Origin of the sequence: Pseudoalteromonas sp. 19-MNA-CIBAN-0066 (genome assembly GCF_040308705.1) — a bacterium.
In the GTDB taxonomy this organism is placed as follows: Bacteria; Pseudomonadota; Gammaproteobacteria; order Enterobacterales; family Alteromonadaceae; genus Pseudoalteromonas; species Pseudoalteromonas nigrifaciens.
The window spans coordinates 88667-111650 of record NZ_JBEONZ010000008.1; the positions used below are offsets into that span (position 1 = coordinate 88667).

14 protein-coding genes are annotated in these 22984 nt (G+C 42.2%); 11 read left to right on the forward strand and 3 right to left on the reverse strand.

What is annotated here, in order from left to right; all coding sequences use genetic code 11:
• The first annotated feature begins 126 nt into the window (after positions 1-126).
• The 6 genes from rpoB to tuf all read left to right on the forward strand — a co-directional run bounded on the left by rpoB (position 127) and on the right by tuf (position 12954).
• Entirely contained in the window at positions 127-4152 is a 4026-nt protein-coding gene (rpoB, locus tag AAEZ18_RS07315) for a DNA-directed RNA polymerase subunit beta (RefSeq protein ID WP_086995185.1), read from the forward strand.
• A 104-nt stretch (positions 4153-4256) separates the two neighbouring features.
• On the forward strand, positions 4257-8429 hold the full coding sequence (gene rpoC, locus AAEZ18_RS07320) for a DNA-directed RNA polymerase subunit beta' (protein ID WP_011326941.1): 4173 nt from the start codon (positions 4257-4259) through the stop codon (positions 8427-8429).
• Between the two features lie 192 nt (positions 8430-8621).
• Positions 8622-8996 (forward strand): 30S ribosomal protein S12, encoded by a 375-nt coding sequence (rpsL, locus tag AAEZ18_RS07325; RefSeq protein WP_008165517.1) that lies wholly within the window; start codon positions 8622-8624, stop codon positions 8994-8996.
• 98 nt (positions 8997-9094) lie between these two features.
• Positions 9095-9565 carry a 30S ribosomal protein S7 gene (rpsG, locus tag AAEZ18_RS07330; RefSeq protein WP_011326942.1) on the forward strand — a complete coding sequence of 157 codons (471 nt, stop codon included), beginning with the start codon at positions 9095-9097 and terminating at the stop codon, positions 9563-9565.
• Between the two features lie 27 nt (positions 9566-9592).
• Positions 9593-11707 carry an elongation factor G gene (gene fusA / locus AAEZ18_RS07335; protein ID WP_011326943.1) on the forward strand — a complete coding sequence of 705 codons (2115 nt, stop codon included), beginning with the start codon at positions 9593-9595 and terminating at the stop codon, positions 11705-11707.
• Positions 11708-11769: 62 nt separating this feature from the next.
• A complete protein-coding gene (gene tuf, locus AAEZ18_RS07340; protein WP_011326944.1) occupies positions 11770-12954 on the forward strand; it encodes an elongation factor Tu in 1185 nt (394 codons plus the stop codon).
• A gap of 380 nt (positions 12955-13334) precedes the next feature.
• Here the strand turns inward: tuf and AAEZ18_RS07345 are convergent, their stop codons facing one another.
• The 3 genes from AAEZ18_RS07345 to hslR all read right to left on the reverse strand — a co-directional run bounded on the left by AAEZ18_RS07345 (position 13335) and on the right by hslR (position 16415).
• Positions 13335-14873 carry a phosphoenolpyruvate carboxykinase gene (locus AAEZ18_RS07345; RefSeq protein ID WP_089367606.1) on the reverse strand — a complete coding sequence of 513 codons (1539 nt, stop codon included), beginning with the start codon at positions 14871-14873 and terminating at the stop codon, positions 13335-13337.
• A 261-nt stretch (positions 14874-15134) separates the two neighbouring features.
• Positions 15135-15980 (reverse strand): Hsp33 family molecular chaperone HslO, encoded by an 846-nt coding sequence (hslO, locus tag AAEZ18_RS07350; protein WP_011326946.1) that lies wholly within the window; start codon positions 15978-15980, stop codon positions 15135-15137.
• 12 nt (positions 15981-15992) lie between these two features.
• Positions 15993-16415, reverse strand: coding sequence for a ribosome-associated heat shock protein Hsp15 (gene hslR / locus AAEZ18_RS07355; protein ID WP_011326947.1), 423 nt, complete (start codon positions 16413-16415; stop codon positions 15993-15995).
• A gap of 209 nt (positions 16416-16624) precedes the next feature.
• On the opposite strand from hslR, the gene gspC reads away from it, so the two are divergent.
• The 5 genes from gspC to gspG all read left to right on the forward strand — a co-directional run bounded on the left by gspC (position 16625) and on the right by gspG (position 22940).
• Positions 16625-17566 (forward strand): type II secretion system protein GspC, encoded by a 942-nt coding sequence (gene gspC / locus AAEZ18_RS07360; RefSeq protein WP_350594309.1) that lies wholly within the window; start codon positions 16625-16627, stop codon positions 17564-17566.
• A 23-nt stretch (positions 17567-17589) separates the two neighbouring features.
• A complete protein-coding gene (gene gspD, locus AAEZ18_RS07365) occupies positions 17590-19656 on the forward strand; it encodes a type II secretion system secretin GspD (RefSeq protein ID WP_011326949.1) in 2067 nt (688 codons plus the stop codon).
• The gene (gene gspE / locus AAEZ18_RS07370) at positions 19649-21214 is read left to right on the forward strand and encodes a type II secretion system ATPase GspE (protein WP_350594311.1); all 1566 of its coding nucleotides are present in this window, start codon (positions 19649-19651) and stop codon (positions 21212-21214) included. Before gspD ends, gspE begins: the two co-directional genes overlap by 8 nt.
• 2 nt (positions 21215-21216) lie before the next feature.
• On the forward strand, positions 21217-22452 hold the full coding sequence (gspF, locus tag AAEZ18_RS07375) for a type II secretion system inner membrane protein GspF (RefSeq protein ID WP_011326951.1): 1236 nt from the start codon (positions 21217-21219) through the stop codon (positions 22450-22452).
• 65 nt (positions 22453-22517) lie between these two features.
• A complete protein-coding gene (gene gspG / locus AAEZ18_RS07380) occupies positions 22518-22940 on the forward strand; it encodes a type II secretion system major pseudopilin GspG (protein WP_041454317.1) in 423 nt (140 codons plus the stop codon).
• Positions 22941-22984: the final 44 nt, after the last annotated feature.

Below are 22984 nucleotides of genomic sequence, written 5' to 3' on the forward strand. Positions count from 1 at the left end.
TTGCTAGTGTTAAAGTGGGACTAAATTAGAACAACAATCAAATGTTGTAAATCTTGGCATAGATGCCAGTTAAGTCTGTTCTTACAAGAACAGGTCGGGTCAAAGATCAGCAAGCTGAGGAACCCCATGGCTTACTCTTATTCTGAAAAGAAACGTATCCGTAAGGATTTTGGTAAACGTCCACAAGTTTTGGATATACCTTTCTTACTATCTACACAGTTAGAATCGTTTAAAAAATTCTTAGTGCCTGACGCTGATGGCGATCATGGTTTGGAAGCAGCCTTCCGTTCTGTGTTCCCAATTAAAAGCTACTCAGGAAATTCTGAGCTGCAATACGTAAGTTATCGTATTGGCGAGCCAGTTTTCGATGTAAAAGAATGTCAAATTCGCGGTGTGACTTATTCTGCTCCACTTCGCGTGAAATTGCGTCTTGTAGTTATGGACAAAGAAGCTCCAGGCACAGTTAAAGACATTAAAGAGCAAGAAGTTTACATGGGCGAAATTCCGCTCATGACCGATACCGGTACCTTTGTAATCAATGGTACAGAGCGTGTTATCGTTTCTCAGCTACACCGTAGCCCTGGTGTATTCTTTGATAACGACCGCGGTAAAACTCACTCATCGGGTAAAGTGTTATATAACGCACGTGTTATCCCATATCGTGGTTCATGGTTAGACTTTGAATTTGATGCAAAAGATAACTTATATGTACGTATTGACCGTCGTCGTAAATTACCGGCGTCTATTATCTTACGTGCACTTGAGTACTCGAGTGAAGACATTCTTGGTATTTTCTTCGACAACACTACGTTTGAAGTAACTGACGGTAAAGTTCTTATGGAACTGGTACCTTCACGTTTACGTGGTGAAACCGCCGCTTTTGATATTAAGAGCGAAGACGGTGAAGTGTTTGTTGAAAGTGGTCGTCGTGTTACGGCTCGCCATATCAAGAACATCGAGAAAAAAGGCATTAAGCAATTAGAAGTACCACATGAGTACATCATTGGTCGCGTATTAGCGAAAAACTATGTTGATGAGTCAACAGGTGAAGTTGTAGCTAATGCAAATGACGAGCTAACGCTTGAATTAATGGCTGAATTGGTTAAAGCCGGTCACACTAAAATTGATACGTTATATATCAATGAAGTGGACAGCGGTGCTTACATGTCAAATACATTGAACATTGACTCTTCAAGCAGCCGTTTAGAAGCATTAGTAGAAATTTATCGCATGATGCGCCCAGGCGAGCCACCGACGAAAGACGCGGCTGAAGCCTTATTCCAGAACTTGTTCTTCTCAGAAGAGCGCTATGACCTATCAACTGTAGGTCGTATGAAGTTCAATAGCCGTGTTGGTTACGATACTGATACAGGCCCAGGCACATTAAGCAAAGAAGACATCGTGTCGGTTATGAAAGTATTGATTGCTATTCGTAACGGTGTTGGCGATGTAGATGATATTGACCACTTAGGCAATCGTCGTATACGTAGTGTTGGCGAAATGGCTGAGAACCAATTCCGTGTAGGTTTAGTACGTGTAGAACGTGCTGTACGTGAGCGTTTAAGCTTAGGTGACCTAGATGCGATAATGCCACAAGATCTTATTAACGCTAAGCCTATTTCGGCAGCGGTTAAAGAGTTCTTCGGCTCGTCTCAGTTATCACAGTTTATGGACCAAAATAACCCGCTATCAGAAGTAACGCATAAGCGTCGTATTTCTGCATTAGGACCGGGCGGTCTAACTCGTGAGCGCGCAGGCTTTGAAGTACGTGACGTTCACGTAACTCACTATGGTCGCGTATGTCCAATCGAGACTCCTGAGGGTCCAAACATCGGTCTAATTAACTCATTATCTACGTACGCACGTACTAATGATTATGGTTTCTTAGAAACACCTTACCGCAAAGTGGTAGACGGTGTTGTAACTGATGAAGTTGATTACCTATCAGCCATTGAAGAAGGTCAGTTTGTTATCGCACAGGCGAACTCAAACTTAACCGAAACCAATGAGTTTGTAGATGAACTTATTCCATGTCGTCACAAAGGTGAATCTACCTTTATGGGACGTATGGACCAGCAATATATGGATGTATCACCACAACAGGTGATCTCTGTAGCGGCAGCACTTATCCCGTTCCTAGAACACGATGATGCTAACCGTGCATTGATGGGTTCAAACATGCAACGTCAAGCAGTACCAACATTGAAAGCGGATAAGCCGTTAGTAGGTACTGGTATTGAGTTAACACTAGCGAAAGACTCTGGTGTTACTATCGTTGCAAAACGTGGTGGTGAAGTAATGTATTGTGACGCAAGTCGCATCGTTGTTAATGTACATGAAGAAGAACGCGTTCCAGGCGAAGCGGGCATCGACATTTACAACTTAACCAAATACACACGTTCTAACCAAAATACATGTATTAACCAAAAACCAACTTGTATGGTTGGCGAACCGGTTACTCGTGGCGATGTGTTAGCAGATGGTCCTTCGACTGACTTGGGCGACTTAGCTCTTGGTCAAAACTTGCGCGTGGCATTTATGCCATGGAATGGTTATAACTTCGAGGATTCAATCTTACTATCAGAGCGCGTAGTTGAAGAAGATCGTCTAACGACTATCCACATTCAAGAACTACAGTGTATTGCCCGTGATACTAAATTAGGTTCTGAAGAGATCACTGCAGATATCCCGAATGTGGGCGAATCTGCACTAGGCAAGCTTGATGAATCAGGCGTTGTTTATATTGGTGCTGAAGTTAAAAGCGGCGATATTCTAGTAGGTAAAGTGACTCCGAAAGGCGAAACGCAATTAACTCCTGAAGAGAAGCTACTACGAGCTATCTTCGGCGAAAAAGCGTCTGACGTTAAAGACAGCTCTTTACGTGTACCAAATTCTGTAACTGGTACTGTAATTGACGTGCAAGTTTTCACCCGTGATGGTGTTGAAAAAGATAAGCGTGCGTTAGAAGTTGAAGAAATGCAGCTTCGCGATGCGAAGAAAGACTTCAACGAAGAGTTCCGTATTCTAGAAGCTGGTGTATTAGACCGTGCGCGTAAGTTACTTATCGCAGCTGGCTTTGATGAAGACAAATTAGCGTTATTAAATGCTGAGAAGCTACTTACGCAAAGCCTTGCTGAAGAAGACAAGCAAGCTGAGCTTGAGCAATTAGCAGCCCAGTATGACGAGCTTAAAGCTGAATACGATAAGAAGTTTGAAAACAAACGTCGTAAAATTACTCAAGGCGATGACCTAGCACCTGGCGTACTTAAGATTGTTAAAGTATACCTAGCTGTTAAACGTTGTATCCAACCGGGTGATAAAATGGCGGGTCGTCATGGTAACAAAGGTGTTATCTCGACTATCGTACCAGTAGAAGACATGCCATACGATGATAAAGGTCGTACGGTAGATATCGTACTTAACCCACTGGGTGTACCATCACGTATGAATATCGGTCAGATCCTTGAAACACATATGGGTCTAGCTGCACGTGGTATTGGTGAACGCATTGAAGAAATGATGAAAGAGCAACGTGAGCTGCATGAGTTACGCGCCTTCATCAAGCAAGCCTACGAAATTGGCGAGTCTCGTCAAGTAGTAGACATTGATAGCTTTACAGATGACGAAATTCGTCGTTTGGCTGAAAACTTAAAAGGTGGTTTACCAATAGCTACTCCAGCATTTGATGGCGCGAAAGAAAACGAAATCAAAGACATGCTAGAGCTTGCGGGCTACCCAAGAAGTGGTCAGGTTACACTTTATGATGGCCGTACTGGCGATCAGTTCGAACGTCAAGTAACCGTTGGTTACATGTACATGCTGAAACTGAATCACTTAGTTGATGACAAAATGCATGCGCGTTCTACTGGTTCTTATAGCCTTGTTACTCAGCAGCCGCTGGGTGGTAAAGCACAGTTCGGTGGCCAGCGTTTTGGTGAGATGGAAGTATGGGCACTTGAAGCTTACGGTGCTGCTTACACTCTACAAGAAATGCTAACAGTGAAATCGGATGACGTGAACGGTCGTACTAAGATGTATAAAAACATCGTTGATGGTAACCATAAAATGGAACCAGGTATGCCAGAATCGTTTAACGTATTGTTAAAAGAAATCCGCTCACTGGGTATCAACATCGAGTTGGAAGAAAATTAAGCCAATTAGATGCTGCAGTTAACGCTGCAGCATCTGTTACGGCCGAATAGAATGTAGGGACGAGATTATCCGTCCTCAAGATTAACTCCGACAGGAGAGCTAAGGTGAAAGACTTACTTAAGTTTCTGAAGCAACAAAATAAGACCGAAGAATTCGATGCAATTCGCATTGGTCTTGCTTCACCAGACATGGTTCGTTCGTGGTCATACGGTGAAGTAAAGAAACCTGAGACTATTAACTACCGTACTTTCAAGCCTGAGCGCGATGGCTTATTCTGTGCCCGTATTTTCGGCCCAGTGAAAGATTATGAATGCTTATGTGGTAAATATAAGCGTCTTAAACACCGCGGTGTGATCTGTGAGAAGTGTGGCGTTGAAGTTACACTCACTAAAGTGCGACGCGATCGTATGGGTCATATTGACCTTGCGAGCCCAGTTGCGCATATTTGGTTTTTAAAATCATTACCGTCACGTATCGGCTTAATGCTAGATATGACGCTTCGTGATATTGAACGTGTTCTTTACTTCGAATCATTCGTAGTAACTGAGCCTGGTATGACAACGCTTGAGCGTGGTCAGCTATTAGGTGAAGAAGAATACCTAGATGCACTTGAAGAGCATGGTGATGAATTTGAAGCTAAGATGGGTGCTGAAGCAGTTTTAGACTTGCTTCGTGAACTCGATCTTGCACAATTAATTGCTGAAATGCGTGAAGAGTTACCAACAATTAACTCTGAAACTAAGCGTAAAAAAATCACTAAACGTCTTAAGTTAATGGAATCGTTCCACCAATCAGGTAATAACCCTGAATGGATGATCATGACAGTACTTCCAGTATTGCCACCTGATCTACGCCCATTAGTACCACTAGACGGTGGTCGTTTTGCGACGTCTGATCTAAATGACCTTTACCGTCGTGTTATTAACCGTAATAACCGTCTTAAGCGTCTATTAGATTTAGCAGCACCAGATATTATCGTACGCAACGAAAAACGTATGTTACAAGAAGCGGTAGATGCGCTACTTGATAACGGTCGTCGTGGTCGTGCAATTACAGGTTCTAACAAACGTCCTCTTAAATCTCTTGCCGATATGATCAAGGGTAAGCAAGGTCGTTTCCGTCAGAACTTACTTGGTAAGCGTGTAGATTATTCAGGCCGTTCTGTAATTACAGTGGGTCCTACACTTAAGCTTCACCAATGTGGTCTTCCTAAGAAGATGGCACTTGAGCTATTCAAACCATTCATCTATGGCAAATTAGAGCGTCGCGGCATGGCTACGACAATCAAAGCTGCGAAGAAGATGGTTGAACGTGAAATGCCGGAAGTATGGGATGTGCTTGACGAAGTAATTCGTGAACATCCAGTATTACTTAACCGTGCACCAACACTTCACCGTTTGGGTATCCAAGCGTTTGAACCTGTGCTTATCGAAGGTAAAGCGATTCATTTGCATCCATTAGTATGTGCGGCCTACAACGCCGATTTCGATGGTGACCAAATGGCGGTACACGTACCGCTAACAATTGAAGCGCAGCTTGAAGCTCGTGCCTTAATGATGTCTACAAACAACATTCTATCTCCTGCGAATGGTGAGCCAATCATCGTTCCTTCACAGGATGTTGTATTGGGTCTTTATTACATGACTCGTGACCGTATTAACGCTAAAGGCGAAGGCGCGATATTTAAAGATCCAAAAGAAGCAGAAAAAGCATACCGTAGTGGCAATGCAGACCTTCACGCAATTGTGAAAGTACGTATTAGTCAATCAGTTAAAAACGAAAACGGCGTAGTAGAAGATACTATCACTGTTATTGATACAACTGTTGGTCGTGCAATTCTGTCGCTAATTTTACCAAAAGGCATGCCGTATGAGTCAATCAATCAGCCGCTAGGTAAAAAGCAGATTTCTGGCTTAATTAATGAGTGTTACCGTCGTCTTGGTCTTAAAGACACCGTTATGTTTGCTGACCAAATTATGTACACCGGTTTCCATTATGCAATGAAGTCAGGTGTTTCAATCGGTATTGATGACTTAGTTATCCCACCGGTTAAAGCGCAGATCATTGAATCAGCTGAAGCTGAAGTTACTGAAATCAACCAACAATTCCAATCAGGTCTTGTAACGGCTGGTGAAAAGTACAATAAAGTTATCGATATTTGGTCACGTGTAAATGAAAACTTATCACGTGAGATGATGTCTAACTTGTCGAAAGACACAGTTATTAATGCACAAGGTGAAGAAGTAGAGCAAGCGTCATTTAACTCAGTGTTTATGATGGCCGACTCAGGTGCTCGTGGTAGTGCTGCTCAGATCCGTCAGTTGGCGGGTATGCGTGGTCTAATGGCACGTCCAGATGGTTCAATCATCGAGACGCCAATCACAGCTAACTTCCGTGAAGGTCTAAACGTACTTCAGTACTTCATCTCAACGCATGGTGCGCGTAAAGGTCTTGCCGATACAGCACTTAAAACAGCTAACTCGGGTTACCTAACGCGTCGTCTAGTAGACGTTGCACAAGATTTGGTAATCAATGAAGACGACTGTGGCACAGAAGATGGCTTAACAATGAAACCGCTTATTGAAGGTGGTGATGTTGTAGAAGCGCTTCGTGAACGTGTACTAGGTCGTGTTGTTGCTGAAGATATTGTTATTCCTGGTACTAATACAGTACTAGTTGAGCGTAACATTATGCTTGACGAAAAACTGTGTGACCTTTTAGAAGAGCACTCAGTAGATGAAGTTCGCGTACGTTCTGTTATCACGTGTGATAATGACTTTGGTGTTTGTGCTAACTGTTACGGTCGTGACCTAGCACGTGGCCATATCATCAACGCAGGTGAATCAGTAGGTGTTATCGCGGCACAATCAATTGGTGAGCCAGGTACACAGTTAACGATGCGTACATTCCACATCGGTGGTGCGGCATCTAGAGCGTCTGCTGAGAATAATGTACAAGTTAAAACTAACGGTACATTAAAGCTTCACAACGCTAAGTACGTATTAAATACAGACGGTAAGATTGCTATTATTTCGCGTTCTACGGAAATTACTATCATTGATAGTTATGGCCGTGAAAAAGAGCGTTATAAAGTACCTTACGGTGCAGTATTAACAGTACAAGACAATGCAGAAGTTCAAGGTAACGACATCGTTGCTACTTGGGACCCGCATAGTCACCCAATCGTACTTGAGCATAAGTCAAAAGTATCGTTCAGCGATATCGATGACTCGAATACTGAAACACAGACAGATGAACTAACCGGTTTAACCCGTATAGTTGTTAAAGATCTTTCTAAAGCGAATGCGAAAGAACCTAAGCTTATCATTGAAAGTGAAGAGCGCGGCTTACAAGAAACACGTCTACCTTCATTCACTACGATTGAAGTAGTTGACGGCACGACAGTAAACCCTGGTGACGTATTAGCACGTATTCCGCAAGAAGGTTCGAAAACTCGTGATATCACGGGTGGTCTACCACGCGTAGCCGATTTATTCGAAGCTCGTAAACCGAAAGAACCAGCTATTTTAGCTGAAGTTACCGGTACAATTAGCTTTGGTAAAGAGACTAAAGGTAAGAAGCGTTTAGTTATTACACCAGATGAAGGTGATCATTACGAAGAGATGATCCCTAAATGGCGTCAACTTAACGTGTTTGAAGGTGAACGAGTGTCTAAAGGTGAAGTTATCGCCGATGGTCCAGAATCACCGCATGACATCTTACGCTTACGTGGTGTGACTCATGTTGCTAACTACATTGTTAACGAAGTGCAAGAGGTTTACCGTTTGCAAGGCGTTAAGATCAATGACAAGCACATTGAAACTATTATCCGTCAAATGTTACGTAAATGTACCATTATGCACGGTGGTGATACTGACTTCTTAGCCGGTGAGCAAATTGAAGTGGCACGCGTTAATATCGCAAACCGCGACCTTGAAGCTCAAGGTAAGATCCCAGCTAAGTTTGAAATCCAGTTAATGGGTATCACAAAAGCATCACTAGCAACAGAATCTTTCATCTCTGCAGCCTCTTTCCAAGAGACAACACGTGTTTTAACCGACGCAGCAGTGAATGGTAAGAGCGATGAGTTACGCGGTCTGAAAGAAAACGTAATAGTGGGTCGTTTGATCCCAGCCGGTACCGGCTTTTCGTATCATCAAGAACGTATGGCTCGCCGTAAGCAAAGAAATGTAGTAGAAGAGCAGACTGTAAGTGCAGAAGAGGCAACTCAAGCGCTAACTGATGCTTTAAATGCGGATTTATCTGGAAATCAATAAACCAAACCAAATCAATAGATTAGGTTTTCGCAAGGTAGATATCTTCTACCTTGCGAGCGGTTTAGGTTGACAGGTCAATCTTTGCTCATTAAAATTCCGCCACCCATTTACCTGTGCGTTTAAAACAAACTTGTAAAAACGGGCGGATTTTTTATTTTTTCAGTAGTAATTCTAATTTCAGGAGCTATTTAAATGGCAACTATTAACCAGCTAGTGCGTAAGCCACGCCGTAGCAAGGTTACGAAAAGTAACTCAGCTGCGCTTAAAGCGTGTCCGCAAAAGCGCGGTGTATGTACTCGCGTATATACAACTACACCTAAGAAACCAAACTCGGCGTTACGTAAAGTAGCTCGTGTACGTTTAACTAACGGTTTCGAAGTAACTTCATACATTGGTGGTGAAGGTCATAACCTTCAAGAGCACAGTGTAATCCTAATCCGTGGTGGTCGTGTTAAAGATTTACCAGGTGTGCGTTTTCACACCGTTCGTGGTGCACTTGACTGTGCAGGCGTTAGCGATCGTCGCCAAGCTCGTTCTAAATACGGTACTAAACGCCCTAAAGGCTAATAGTTCTCCGTTAGTAAGGCCAAGCACTAAATATTTTTAATTATTGTTTTGGGTTATTGACTCGATAAGAGCAAACCTGAATAAACCGGAGATACAAAATGCCTAGAAGACGCGTAATAGGTCAACGTAAAATTCTTCCAGATCCTAAGTTCGGATCGGAGCTTCTTGCGAAATTCGTAAACATCGTAATGTTAGATGGCAAGAAATCTACTGCTGAAAAAATCGTTTATGGTGCGCTAAATGTGGCTGCTGAGAAATCAGGCAAGTCGCACCTAGAAATCTTTGAAACGGCACTTGATAATATCCGCCCACAGGTAGAAGTTAAATCTCGCCGTGTTGGTGGTTCAACTTACCAAGTACCAGTTGAAGTACGTCCAGTTCGTCGTAACGCATTAGGTATGCGTTGGTTAGTAGACGCTGCTCGTAAGCGTGGCGAAAAATCTATGGGCTTACGTTTAGCTCAAGAAATCGTTGACGCTGCTGACAACAAAGGCACTGCGGTTAAGAAACGTGAAGACGTTCACCGTATGGCTGAAGCGAATAAAGCATTCGCTCATTACCGTTGGTAATCTGCCCTTAACCTTTAAGAGGATTTTATGGCACGTACAACTCCACTTGAGCGCTATCGTAATATCGGTATTTGCGCTCACGTAGATGCAGGCAAAACCACCACAACAGAACGTATTCTGTTTTACACAGGTCTTTCTCATAAGATCGGTGAAACGCATGATGGTGCTGCAACTATGGACTGGATGGAGCAGGAACAAGAGCGTGGTATCACAATCACTTCTGCTGCAACTACGTGTTTCTGGAAAGGGATGGACGCTCAATTTGACGCTCATCGTATCAATATTATTGATACTCCAGGACACGTTGATTTCACTATCGAAGTAGAGCGTTCTTTACGCGTATTAGATGGTGCGGTAGTTGTTCTTTGTGCTTCATCTGGTGTACAGCCGCAAACTGAGACAGTTTGGCGTCAAGCGAACAAATACGAAGTTCCAAGAATGATCTTCGTAAACAAAATGGATCGCACAGGCGCTGACTTCTTTGCAGTTGTTGACCAGGTGAAATCTCGTCTTGGAGCAACGCCTGTTCCAATTCAGTTGCCAATAGGCGCTGAAGACGGCTTTAAAGGTGTTATTGACCTGATTAAGATGAAAGCTATTAACTGGAACGAAGCGGACCAGGGAATGACTTTCACTTATGAGGCAATACCGGCAGAACTTCAGGAATTAGCCGATGAATGGCGCTCTCATTTAGTTGAAAGTGCTGCTGAAGCTACTGAAGAACTAATGGATAAATACTTAGAGGGTGAAGAGTTAAGTGAAGCCGAAATAAAAGAAGCTTTACGCCAACGTACATTAGCAAACGACATTGTTCCTATGACGTGTGGTAGCGCATTTAAAAACAAAGGTGTTCAAGCAGTGCTTGATTGCGTTGTTGAATACATGCCTGCTCCTACGCAAGTGAAACAAATTCAAGGTATCCTAGAAGATGGTACCGAAGAAGAGCGTCCTGCTGATGATAAAGCGCCGTTTGCTGCACTTGCATTTAAAATTGCAACGGACCCGTTTGTTGGCACCTTAACTTTTTTCCGTGTTTACTCTGGTACTGTTAAACAGGGTGACGCGGTATACAACCCAGTTAAAAGTAAGCGTGAGCGTCTTGGTCGTATCGTACAGATGCATTCAAACTCACGTGAAGAGATCAAAGAAGTCTTCGCAGGCGACATCGCGGCGGCTATTGGTCTCAAAGACGTAACAACAGGTGAAACACTGTGTGATCCGAAATCCATTATTACGCTTGAGCGTATGGAATTTCCTGAACCAGTAATCTCTGTTGCGGTTGAGCCTCGCACAATCGCTGACCAAGATAAGATGGGGATCGCGCTGGGTAAACTAGCGGCTGAAGATCCATCTTTTCGTGTACAAACCGACGAAGAATCGGGTCAGATTATAATATCTGGCATGGGTGAACTTCACCTCGATATCCTCGTCGAACGTATGAAACGTGAATTCAGTGTTGAATGTAACGTTGGTAAGCCGCAGGTTGCATACCGAGAAGCTATCCGTTCAACTGTTAAAGTTGAAGGTAAGTTTATACGTCAATCAGGTGGTCGTGGTCAATATGGTCACGTCTGGCTTAAACTTGAACCGATGGATATTACGGATGACGAAGCACCAATTTACGAGTTCGTTAACGAAACTGTAGGTGGTTCTATTCCCAAAGAATACGTCCCTGCGGTAGACAAAGGCATCCAAGAGCAAATGTCTCAAGGTGTGCTGGCAGGCTACCCATTACTTGGCGTTAAAGCGACTTTATATGATGGTTCATTCCATGATGTAGACTCGAATGAAATGGCATTTAAAATAGCAGGTTCATTGGCAATGAAGCAAGGCGCGCTGCAAGCGAGCCCGGTACTTTTAGAGCCAGTAATGAAGGTTGAAGTACTCACTCCTGAAGCAAACATGGGTGATGTAGTTGGTGACTTAAACCGTCGCCGCGGCATGATCGAAGGCATGGAAGATGCATTAGGTGGACTGAAGCAAATTAATGCACAGGTTCCCCTTTCTGAAATGTTTGGTTATGCTACTGACTTACGATCTGCAACACAGGGTCGTGCTTCATACTCTATGGAGTTTTTGAAGTACGCCGAAGCATCGAAACATGTTGCAGAGACAATAATTTCAGCTCGCGCTGTAATATGATTTTTAGCTTGTTTAACTCAATAGTGAGTTAGACTTTAATTTCTTTATAGGAATTTTTTAAGATGGCAAAAGCAAAGTTTGAACGCGTAAAACCGCATGTAAACGTAGGTACAATCGGCCACGTTGACCACGGTAAAACTACACTAACTGCAGCAATCACTAACGTACTTGCAAAAGTATACGGCGGTGTTGCTAAAGATTTCGCATCAATCGATAACGCTCCAGAAGAGCGCGAACGTGGTATCACTATTTCAACGTCTCACGTTGAATACGATACACCTACACGTCACTACGCACACGTAGATTGTCCTGGTCACGCCGATTATGTTAAAAACATGATCACTGGTGCTGCTCAAATGGATGGCGCTATCTTAGTAGTTGCTGCGACTGATGGCCCTATGCCACAAACGCGTGAGCACATCCTACTTTCTCGTCAAGTTGGCGTTCCTTACATCATCGTGTTCATGAACAAATGTGACATGGTTGATGACGAAGAGCTACTTGAGCTAGTAGAAATGGAAGTTCGTGAACTTCTTTCAGAATACGATTTCCCAGGTGATGACTTACCACTAATTCAAGGTTCAGCACTTAAAGCGCTTGAAGGCGAGAAAGAGTGGGAAGATAAGATTGTTGAGCTTGCAAACGCACTTGATTCTTACATTCCAGAGCCACAGCGTGACATCGATAAGCCATTCATCATGCCTATCGAAGACGTTTTCTCAATCCAAGGCCGTGGTACTGTTGTAACTGGTCGTGTTGAAGCTGGTATTATCCGCATCAACGACGAGATTGAAATTGTTGGTATCCGTGATACAACTAAGTCAATCTGTACTGGTGTTGAAATGTTCCGTAAACTGCTTGACGAAGGTCGTGCTGGTGAGAACATTGGTGCACTTTTACGTGGTACTAAGCGTGAAGACGTTGAACGTGGTCAAGTACTAGCTAAGCCTGGTTCAATCAAGCCACACACTACTTTTGAATCAGAAGTATACGTACTTTCAAAAGATGAAGGTGGTCGTCATACTCCATTCTTCAAAGGTTACCGTCCACAGTTCTACTTCCGTACAACTGACGTAACTGGTGACGTACAGTTACCAGAAGGCGTAGAAATGGTAATGCCTGGTGATAACGTTAAGATGACAGTTACTCTAATCGCGCCAATCGCGATGGACGAAGGTCTTCGTTTCGCTATCCGTGAAGGTGGTCGTACTGTAGGCGCTGGCGTTGTTGCAAACATCGTAGCGTAATAATTAGCCTAGCTAATTAGTACTAAAAAAACCGAGCTTACGCTCGGTTTTTTAATGCCTGATATAAAGTAAACCTTTTAGAACCTAGCTATAAAAAGAGTGCTTAGTGATTTTAAGAGGGGCTATTTAGGCAGGCTTACGATGGGGTAGCTAAGTGGTGTTTTGTCGCTGTGATTGATACTGTGTACTGTATTGGCATTGTAAGAAGTAAGGCTGGGCTGTAGTGCTAAATTAAAGTCCTGTTATTACCTTTGCTACATTAAGTCACTTAGGCTTGATTGGTTGGCTAATACTCTCTTTTAACTTTGGTCATTTATATTTATGGCTGGGATCAAAAACGCCAGCGTTAAGCTGGCGTTTGTTATGCGAGGTTAAAGCTATTATGCTTTAGGTCCTGCATTTTTAATTTCGTCTGATACGTCATATTTAGTGAAGTTTTCAGTGAAATCGGCTGCAAGTTTAGCTGCATATTCAGCATACTTAGCTTTGTCTTCCCAGGTATTAATTGGGTTAAGTAAGTTGCTGTCTACACCTGGAACGGCTACAGGTACGTCTAGGTTTAAAACATCAATGTGTTGAGTTTCTACGCCAACTAGTTTACCCGATACAATAGCATCTACTACAGCACGTGTAGTTGGAATATCAAAACGCTTACCAGTACCGTAAGGGCCGCCAGTCCAACCTGTGTTAACTAGGTATACTTTAGCGCCAAACTCACGTACACGCTTCATTAGAAGCTCAGCATAAACACCTGCTGGACGTGGGAAGAATGGTGCGCCAAAACAAGTTGAGAATGTTGACTCAATATCGCTTGTAGAACCAATCTCAGTAGAGCCTACTTTTGCAGTGTAGCCACTTAAGAAGTGAAATGCTGCCGCTTCTTCAGTCAATATTGATACTGGAGGAAGTACACCACTTACGTCACACGTTAAAAATACCACTGCTTTTGGCTCGCCTGCGCGGTTTTCTACTTTACGTTTTTCAACGTGCTCAAGAGGGTACGCAGCACGGCTATTTTGTGTAAGGCTAGTATCGTTAAAATCAGGTACACGATTTTCATCAAGCACTACGTTTTCTAAAATAGTACCAAAGCGGATCGCATCCCAAATAACAGGTTCATTTTTTTGTGATAGGTCGATACATTTAGCGTAACAGCCGCCTTCAATGTTAAACACACTACCAGGTGCCCAACCGTGTTCGTCATCGCCAATTAAAAAGCGAGTTGGATCTGCTGAAAGAGTTGTTTTACCTGTACCAGATAAGCCAAAGAATAAAGCGGTATCGCCTGCTTCACCTACGTTTGCAGAGCAGTGCATTGGTAATACACCTTTCGCTGGAAGTAGGAAGTTCTGTACAGAGAACATTGATTTTTTCATTTCACCGGCATAACGCATGCCAGCAAGTAATACTTTACGTTGTGCAAAGTTAATGAGTACCGTACCGTCACTGTTTGTGCCATCGCGCTCAGGCTCACATACAAATGAAGGAACGTTCATTACTTGCCACTGAGGTACGTCAGATGAGTTGTAAGATTTAGGTTGAATAAACATATTTTTAGCAAAAATATGATGCCATGCAGTTTCTGTAGTAACAACAACAGGTAGATAGTGCTCTGGATCAGCGCCTACTTCAAGGTGAGAGATGAAGTGATCATTACTTTGCACATACGCTTCTACACGTGCCCACAAAGCATCAAACTTATCTGCGTCGAATGGGCGATTTACGTTGCCCCATTGGATTTCGTTTTCAGTACTAGATTCTTGAACAATAAAGCGATCTTTTGGAGAACGACCGGTGCGATGACCAGTATTTGCTACAAAAGCACCATTGGCTGCTAAAGTACCCTCGCCACGACGGATCGCGTGTTCGACAAGTTCAGCTGCAGTTAGATCGACAAAACGAGTAGCGCTTGAAGTCATGTTTATACCTAAATTGTGTGAGATTGAACGGGATAGCCTGGGTCTTGTTAACCTTTAAGCTGCGATTATAGTAACAGATGAGCTAAGGATATTCGAGCTTATGAAGGTGTTAAAAACACATATATTGGGTAAAAAACATGAATAATTTCAATGACACCGGTATCATAAAAACGGCTATTTTTATGATACCGGTGTCATTTTAAAATTATAAAAAAAGCCGCATAGCATGTGACTTTTTTATAATTTAGATTTAATGCGTGATTAGTTAAAAATGTTTTTCACATCTTGCTCATCAAAAAGATAATCTTTTAGACAGTAATGGCAGCTAATTTTGATTTCGCCATGCTCAGCAACATCATCAAGTAGCGCTTGTTGGCCAATATTAACTAATGCAGTCATGGTTTTTTCGCGGGTACAACCACACTTAAATTGAATGCTTTGTGGCTCAAACACACGCGGGTTATCTTCGTGGTACAAACGAGTTAGTACGGTGTTAGCATCAAGCTCTAATAGTTCTTCATCTTTAATGGTATGGCTAAGAGCTTCTAAGTGGGCAAAGTCTTCAATAGATTTTTGTTTATCAACGGGTAAAACTTGTAAAAATAAACCACAAGCTTTGGCATTTCCCTCGGTTGTATCGGTTGCAAACCAAAGACGCGTTTTTAATTGCTCTGATTGCTCAAAGTAAGCCTCTATACATTCACTTAAGGTTTCATGCTCTAAAGGCACTATACCTTGATAGCGCTCCCCTTTAGTTGGCGTAATAGTAATAACCATATAGCCTTGGCCTATCAACTCTTTTACTGTGCTACCTGTTACTTCACTTTGTAAGCGAGCTATACCACGCATGTTTTGTTTATCGTCGCCATTAATTACCGCGTATTTAACCGGCCCATCACCTTGTAGTTGAACCGCTATTTCGCCTTCAAATTTTAAGGTGGCTGTTAATAAACAGGTCGCAACAAGCAGTTCACCCAATAATGCTTTAACTGCATCAGGGTAATTATGATTGGCGATCATTTCGTTGTAGGCATTCTCAATTTGTACGAGTTCGCCACGAACATCGAGATTGTCGAATAAATAACGGTGGAGTAAATCTTGTTGCATGAGCGACTATACCTAACTTAATTTCAATTTTAAAAGTTCGCGTCTTTGCTTCTTATCCGGTTTTTTATCCGGATGAGGTGCAAAAAGGCTGTTATTTTTGCGCGCGATAGAATTTTCTTCGCGTTTAGCAATACTGGCATCAGATTCTTGATACAAGGTCTGTGCAATGGGGGCGCTTTGGCGTTTTTCAAGTATTTTGAGCACAGTTACTATTTTTTCATCTACCCCTTGGGCTAATTTTATAGTTGCGCCTATTTCTACTATTTTGCCTGCTTTGGTACGCTGGCCATTATAATGTACTTTTCCGCCTTGTACCATTTCGCGAGCCGCAGCACGTGTTTTATAAAATCGTGCCGCCCATAACCATTTGTCTAATCTAATTTTTAGCTCATCTTTATGTTCTAAATTAGGGTTAGCATTACTTTTTTTAGCCATAAAGCACCTTTAATAAGTGTTTGCCTAGATTTTAAAATTTACCATAAAAGCTATTTGCGATGAAGGATTACTGCAACAGCTGTTTTTATGCAGCGGCTAAATTAAAATCAATCTGTTTACAAAGTTTAATATTAGCATGCTTGTTGAATGAAAAATGAAAAGGTACTATGCATAGCGATTAGGTAAAAACTAAAATAAGAATACTATTTATGGAACAGCAAGTTCAACAATTTAAACATTTTATAAGCCGTTTACCGCATGCCAAATTGAGTGCGGTTGTTACATTATTAGTTGTTGTTTATATTGCTTTTTTATCGTCTAAACTCGTTTGGCTTATGTGGCCAAATCCTATTGTGTCACCACTCACGCCAATCTACTACGGACAACATTCAACTGCAGCAAGTAACAATTATTCTCAACATATAATTGAGCAATTTATATTTGGTAAAATAATTGTTAAAAGCAAGAGCGATGATCAAGCTGCAAAAGTTGTTAATGATGCCCCTGAAACGCGCTTAAGTATTAATCTTACTGGTATTGTAGCGGTAAATAACGACGATAAAGCGGGGCTCGCTATTATAGAGTCACAAGGCAAGCAAGAAACCTACCTAGTAGATGAAGCAGTGCAAGGGACGCGAGCTAAACTAGCGCAGATATTACCTGACCGCGTTATTTTAACGGTAAACGGACGATTTGAAACATTAATGTTAGATGGTCTCGACTTTACAAAAACAGTATCTATGCCGGTTTTAGCTGCACGTGATGAAGCTGAAATGGGCCCACAATTAGGGCCTGCCCCAAGTGAGCAACAAATAGATGTAACTGCCGATCCAAACATTAAGCAGGCTTTAATCGAAACCCGTGAAGAGTTGCTCGAAGAGCCCGGTAAGTTATTTGACTATATTCGCGTGTCACAAGCGATGAGCGATGGGGAACTTATTGGTTATCGCTTGAGTCCAGGTAAAGAGCCTGAGCTATTTAAGCAGATGGGATTACAAAATAACGATTTAGCTGTTGCAATTAATGGCTATCAACTAACAGATTTAAAACAGGCCATGGCAGCCATTAATGAGCTGCGTAACAGTACAGATGCCACTATCACTATTGAACGTGATAACCAGCAAATAGACGTACAATTTAGTCTGCAATAACTTAGCATTGGAGTTTTAATATAATGGTTCAGGCGCTACACCTCACAAAAATTAAAAAAGGGTTAGCTAAGTACGCAGCACTTTTTCTAGCAGCAAGCATTTCGTTTTCTGTTGCTGCAGTTGAATACGCTGCTAACTTTAAAGGCACTGATATTAATGAGTTTATTAATATTGTTGGTAAAAATCTTAATAAAACAATAATTATTGACCCTAACGTACGTGGCAAAGTAAATGTGCGTAGTTATGAGTTAATGGGCGAAGCGCTTTATTATCAATTCTTTTTAAATGTATTAGAAGTTTATGGCTATTCAGCCATTGAAATGGACAATAATATAATAAAAATTGAAAAAAGCTCGGATGCTAAAAAATCAAACGTACCGCTAATTACAGATGGCAGTGAAGCCAGCGGCGATATGATGATTACCCGAGTTGTACGGGTTAAAAATGTAAGCGTGCAAGAGCTAGGTCCTTTGGTTCGTCAATTTAGCGACCAAAAAGATGGCGGCCATGTTGCTAACTTTAATGCCGCAAACGTAATGATGCTTACCGGGCATGCTGCATCGGTAAACCGCTTAGTTGAAATAATACGCTCGGTTGATCAAGCGGGCGATAAGCGTGTTGATATTGTAAAGCTTAAATTTGCTACCGCAGATGATGTGGTATCTGTAGTTGATAATATTTATAAAGACAGCGGAAAAGGCAGTATTCCAGAGTTTTTAATACCTAAAGTGGTTGCCGATGGCCGTACTAACAGCGTTATTGTTAGTGGCGAAGGCCAAGCACGCACCCGTGCTATTGAGCTTATTAAGCGCTTAGACGGTGAGCTTGAAAGCCAAGGGAACACTAAAGTATTTTATCTAAATTACGCAAAAGCAGAAGATTTAGTTAAAGTATTGCAAGGTGTTAGTAAGTCGCTAACAGATGACACTCAAGGCGGCAGCGCAACCAAAACACGTACTCGCAGTAACAACGAAACCAGCATAGAAGCCCACCCCGATTCAAACTCATTAATTATTACAGCACAACCCGATACTATGCGCTCGCTTGAGTCAGTTATTGAGCGTTTAGATATTCGCCGTGCGCAAGTATTGGTTGAAGCAATTATAATTGAGGTAATGGAAGGCGACGGTATTAACTTTGGTTTGCAGTGGATTTCTGAGCAAGGCGGTATGCTGCAGTTTAATAATGGCACAACTGTACCGGTTGGTGCGTTAGCTGTAGCGGCTGAGCAAGCACGCGATACTACCGTATCTAAAAATATAATTGGTACCGAAAGCGGCACAATTACTCAGGTTGATGAAACTACTAAGGGTGATTACGGCCCATTAGCATCATTACTCGGTGGCATTAACGGCTTAGCCATGGGGGTGATAAAAAATGACTGGGGCGCAATTGTTCAAGCCGTTTCGACCGATAGTAACTCAAACATTTTGGCGACCCCCTCTATTACTACTATGGATAATGAAGAAGCGTCTATTTTAGTGGGTCAAGAAGTGCCTATAATTACTGGCTCGCAAACCGGGAGTAATAACACCAACCCATTTCAAACAGTTGAACGCCAAGAAGTGGGTATAAAGCTTAAAGTAACCCCGCAAATTAACGATGGCTCTGCTGTACAGTTAACTATTGAGCAAGAAGTGTCGAGTGTAAGTGGTGCTACTGCTGTTGATATTTCAGTTAATAAGCGTTCAATTAAAACCACAGTAATGGCTGATGATGGCGGTATGGTGGTACTTGGCGGATTAATAGATGAAGACGTACAAGAGAGTGTATCTAAGGTGCCACTACTAGGCGACATTCCTATTTTAGGTCACTTATTTAAATCAACTAATACCACACGACGTAAGCGTAACCTGATTGTATTTATTCGCCCAACTATTATTCGCGACGGAATTAGCATGAATAAGTTGAGCTTTAATAAATATAACTTTATTCGTGGCGAGCAATTTAAGCAGCGCGAAGATGGTATAGAGTTAATGCCAAGAACCGACACGCCTATTTTACCCGAGTGGAATGATGAGCTAATACTGCCACCTACGTATGAAGAGCATTTACGCAAACAAAATGCACAAGAGCGTAAAGATGACTAAGGCGATTAAAGAGATAAATCAAGATGTGGTTCATCCTAATGCGCATCATCCGGACGAGCTATTAACCAGTGACGACTTAGTTGAGCTGCCCGTTAAACGTTTGCCTTTTTCATACGCACGGCGAGCCGGAGTGTTGCTGAGTAAAAATAAAGAGCAGCGCATAGTGTATTACCGTGGCGAACTTGATATTGACGTACTGTTAGAAGTACGCCGTATTGCAGGACATGGTTTTACGCTTGAGCAGCTTGATGATGACAAGTTTGAGCTACTGCTAGAGGCTTCGTATCAGCGAGATAGTTCTGAAACGCAACAAATGATGGAAGACATTGGCAACGAAGTTGACTTGTTTTCATTAGTAGACGAATTGCCACAAACCGAAGATTTATTGGCAGGCGATGATGATGCGCCAATTATTAAACTTATAAATGCAATGCTCAGTGAAGCAATTAAAGAGGGTGCGTCTGATATTCATATTGAAACCTTTGAGCAAGAACTGGTTATTCGCTTTAGGGTTGATGGTGTATTAAAAGAGGTACTTAAACCTAATCGTAAATTAGCATCCTTGCTGGTATCGCGAATTAAGGTAATGGCTAAGCTCGATATTGCCGAAAAACGTATACCACAAGATGGCCGTATTAGTTTGCGTATTGCAGGGCGTGCAGTTGATGTACGGGTATCAACCATGCCATCGAGTTTTGGTGAGCGTGTTGTGCTGCGTTTACTGGATAAAAATAACGCGCACTTAAATCTTGAAGATTTAGGTATGACCGCACAAAACCGTGAATTGTTTGCAAATTTAATTAGTAAACCTCATGGCATTATTTTAGTAACCGGGCCTACAGGCTCTGGTAAAAGTACCACCTTGTACGCAGGTATGGGTCAAATAAACTCTCGCGATCGTAATATTTTAACGGTTGAAGACCCCATTGAATACGAAATACCGGGCATTGGCCAAACGCAAGTAAATACTAAAGTAGGTATGACCTTTGCGCGTGGCTTACGGGCTATTTTACGTCAAGATCCCGATGTAGTGATGGTAGGTGAAATACGTGACCTAGAAACCGCTCAAATAGGTGTGCAAGCATCATTAACCGGTCACTTGGTAATGTCTACGTTGCATACAAATACTGCTTCTGGCGCTATTACTCGTATGGAAGATATGGGAGTGGAGCCATTTTTACTTTCATCGTCGTTACTCGGTGTGTTATCGCAGCGACTAGTACGTACACTGTGTAAAAGTTGTAAAAAAGAACATGTAGCCGATGAGCGCGAGTGCCAGTTATTAGGCGTACCGTTTGAAAGTAAACCAACTATACACCGTGCAGTAGGGTGTGAAGCATGTAACTTTAATGGTTATAAAGGCCGTACTGGTATTCATGAGTTATTAGTGGTGGACGAAACCATTCGTGAAATGATCCACAATGGTAAGGGCGAGCAAAGCGTTGAAAAATACATTCGCAAGCTCAGTCCAAGTATTCGTCAAGATGGCTGTAGCCGTGTACTTGCAGGTAAAACAACACTTGAAGAAGTATTGCGTGTTACCCGTGAGGAAGGCTAATAATGGCAGCGTTTGAATACCGTGCCTTAGATGGCCGAGGCAAAGAAAAAAAAGGCATTTTAGAAGCGGATACAGCAAAACAAATTCGCCAAATATTACGCGATCAAAAATTAACGCCGCTCGAAGTTGTACCCGCGGCGCAAAGTGATAAACAGGTTAAAGGCCAAAAAACGTCATTACTTGGCGGTTTGTTTAAACCTACTATATCAACCTCAGATTTGGCGCTTATAACTCGCCAGTTAGCAACACTCATTCAATCGGCTCTGCCAGTTGAGGGTGCGGTAATGGCTGTGGCTGAGCAATGTGAAAAACCACGTTTAAAACGCATGCTGATGTCGGTTCGCTCAAAAGTAGTGGAAGGGTATACCCTTGCCGACGGTATGAGTGAGTTTCCGCATGTGTTTGACGATTTATACCGCGCTATGGTTGCCGCAGGCGAAAAGTCAGGGCATTTAGACCAAGTACTAAACCGGCTTGCCGATTACACCGAACAGCGCCAATATATGCGCAGTCAAATAACGCAAGCTATGGTGTACCCCATTATTTTAGTGGTGTTTGCTATTGCAATTGTGTCGGTTTTATTAGGTACTGTAGTACCTAAAATACTTAAAACGTTTGAGAAAACCAAGCAAGTACTCCCTTGGACCACTGAGTGGGTAATGGCGGGAAGTCATTTTGTACAAAATTATTGGTTTATTAGTTTAATTGTAATAACGGCCCTAGCGATAGGGATTAAGCATGCTTTAAAACAGCCTAAAATTCGTTTTTGGTGGGATGATAAAATATTGCATATGCCCGGTATTGGTAAAGTAGCTAGAGGTATTAATACCGCTCGTTTTGCCCGAACTTTAAGTATTTTATCATCAAGCTCGGTACCGCTACTTGAAGGTATGCGTATTGCGGGTGGAGTGCTGATCAACGAAAAAATTAAAAAAGCAGTTGCCGATGCAGCGGATAGAGTAAGCGAAGGGGCAAGTTTAAGAGCGGCCTTACAGCAAACTAAATTGTTTCCGCCAATGATGCTACATATGATAGCCAGCGGTGAAAAATCTGGCGAGCTGGAGCAAATGTTAGAACGCGCTGCTAATAACCAAGATCGCGAATTTGAAAGTATGGTTAATGTATCGCTAAAACTATTAGAACCCGCAATGATCGCTTTAATGGCGGTTATTGTATTATTTATAGTAATGGCAATTTTACAGCCAATTATGGCAATGAATAAAGCTGTAGGGCTTTAACTTAAAAGTAAATTAATGGTTTAATAAACCATTGTTTAGTGTTTTTAGAATAATGAGGTAATTACGTGAATAAACAATCAGGTTTTTCTTTGCTAGAAGTGATGGTCGTACTGGTTATAATTGGCATGATCATGTCAATTGTGGCACCTAATATTATGGGTCAACAAGAAGAGGCCGCTATCGATAAAGCACACTTAGATATTCAGCAGCTTGAAGATGCAATGAGCCTTTATAAGCTTAAAAATAAAAGCTACCCAAGTACCGAGCAAGGCCTAGAAGCATTGGTTAATAAAACCAGCATAGAGCCAATACCAAAACGTTTTCCAGATGGTGGCTTTATTAGTAAATTACCAGAGGATCCGTGGGGCAATACTTATCAGTTAATTAGTCCAGGAGAAATTGGTAAATTTGATATTTTTTCTTTAGGTCCAGATGGCCAAGCCGGCACCGATGACGACATTGGTAACTGGGACGAAGAAAAACAGTAATGGCCATCAATCGCGCAGTGTATTTATATACTAATACCCAGGGC

Bases quoted from the DNA above. Each gene is read 5' to 3' on its own strand.
- fusA (WP_011326943.1), top strand. From the start codon at position 9,593: ATGGCACGTACAACTCCACTTGAGCGCTATCGTAATATCGGTATTTGC.
- gspE (WP_350594311.1), top strand. From the start codon at position 19,649: ATGACTAAGGCGATTAAAGAGATAAATCAAGATGTGGTTCATCCTAAT.
- AAEZ18_RS07345 (WP_089367606.1), bottom strand. From the start codon at position 14,873: ATGACTTCAAGCGCTACTCGTTTTGTCGATCTAACTGCAGCTGAACTT.
- gspD (WP_011326949.1), top strand. From the start codon at position 17,590: ATGGTTCAGGCGCTACACCTCACAAAAATTAAAAAAGGGTTAGCTAAG.
- hslR (WP_011326947.1), bottom strand. From the start codon at position 16,415: ATGGCTAAAAAAAGTAATGCTAACCCTAATTTAGAACATAAAGATGAG.
- rpsG (WP_011326942.1), top strand. From the start codon at position 9,095: ATGCCTAGAAGACGCGTAATAGGTCAACGTAAAATTCTTCCAGATCCT.
- gspC (WP_350594309.1), top strand. From the start codon at position 16,625: ATGGAACAGCAAGTTCAACAATTTAAACATTTTATAAGCCGTTTACCG.
- gspF (WP_011326951.1), top strand. From the start codon at position 21,217: ATGGCAGCGTTTGAATACCGTGCCTTAGATGGCCGAGGCAAAGAAAAA.
- hslO (WP_011326946.1), bottom strand. From the start codon at position 15,980: ATGCAACAAGATTTACTCCACCGTTATTTATTCGACAATCTCGATGTT.
- rpoB (WP_086995185.1), top strand. From the start codon at position 127: ATGGCTTACTCTTATTCTGAAAAGAAACGTATCCGTAAGGATTTTGGT.
- rpsL (WP_008165517.1), top strand. From the start codon at position 8,622: ATGGCAACTATTAACCAGCTAGTGCGTAAGCCACGCCGTAGCAAGGTT.
- tuf (WP_011326944.1), top strand. From the start codon at position 11,770: ATGGCAAAAGCAAAGTTTGAACGCGTAAAACCGCATGTAAACGTAGGT.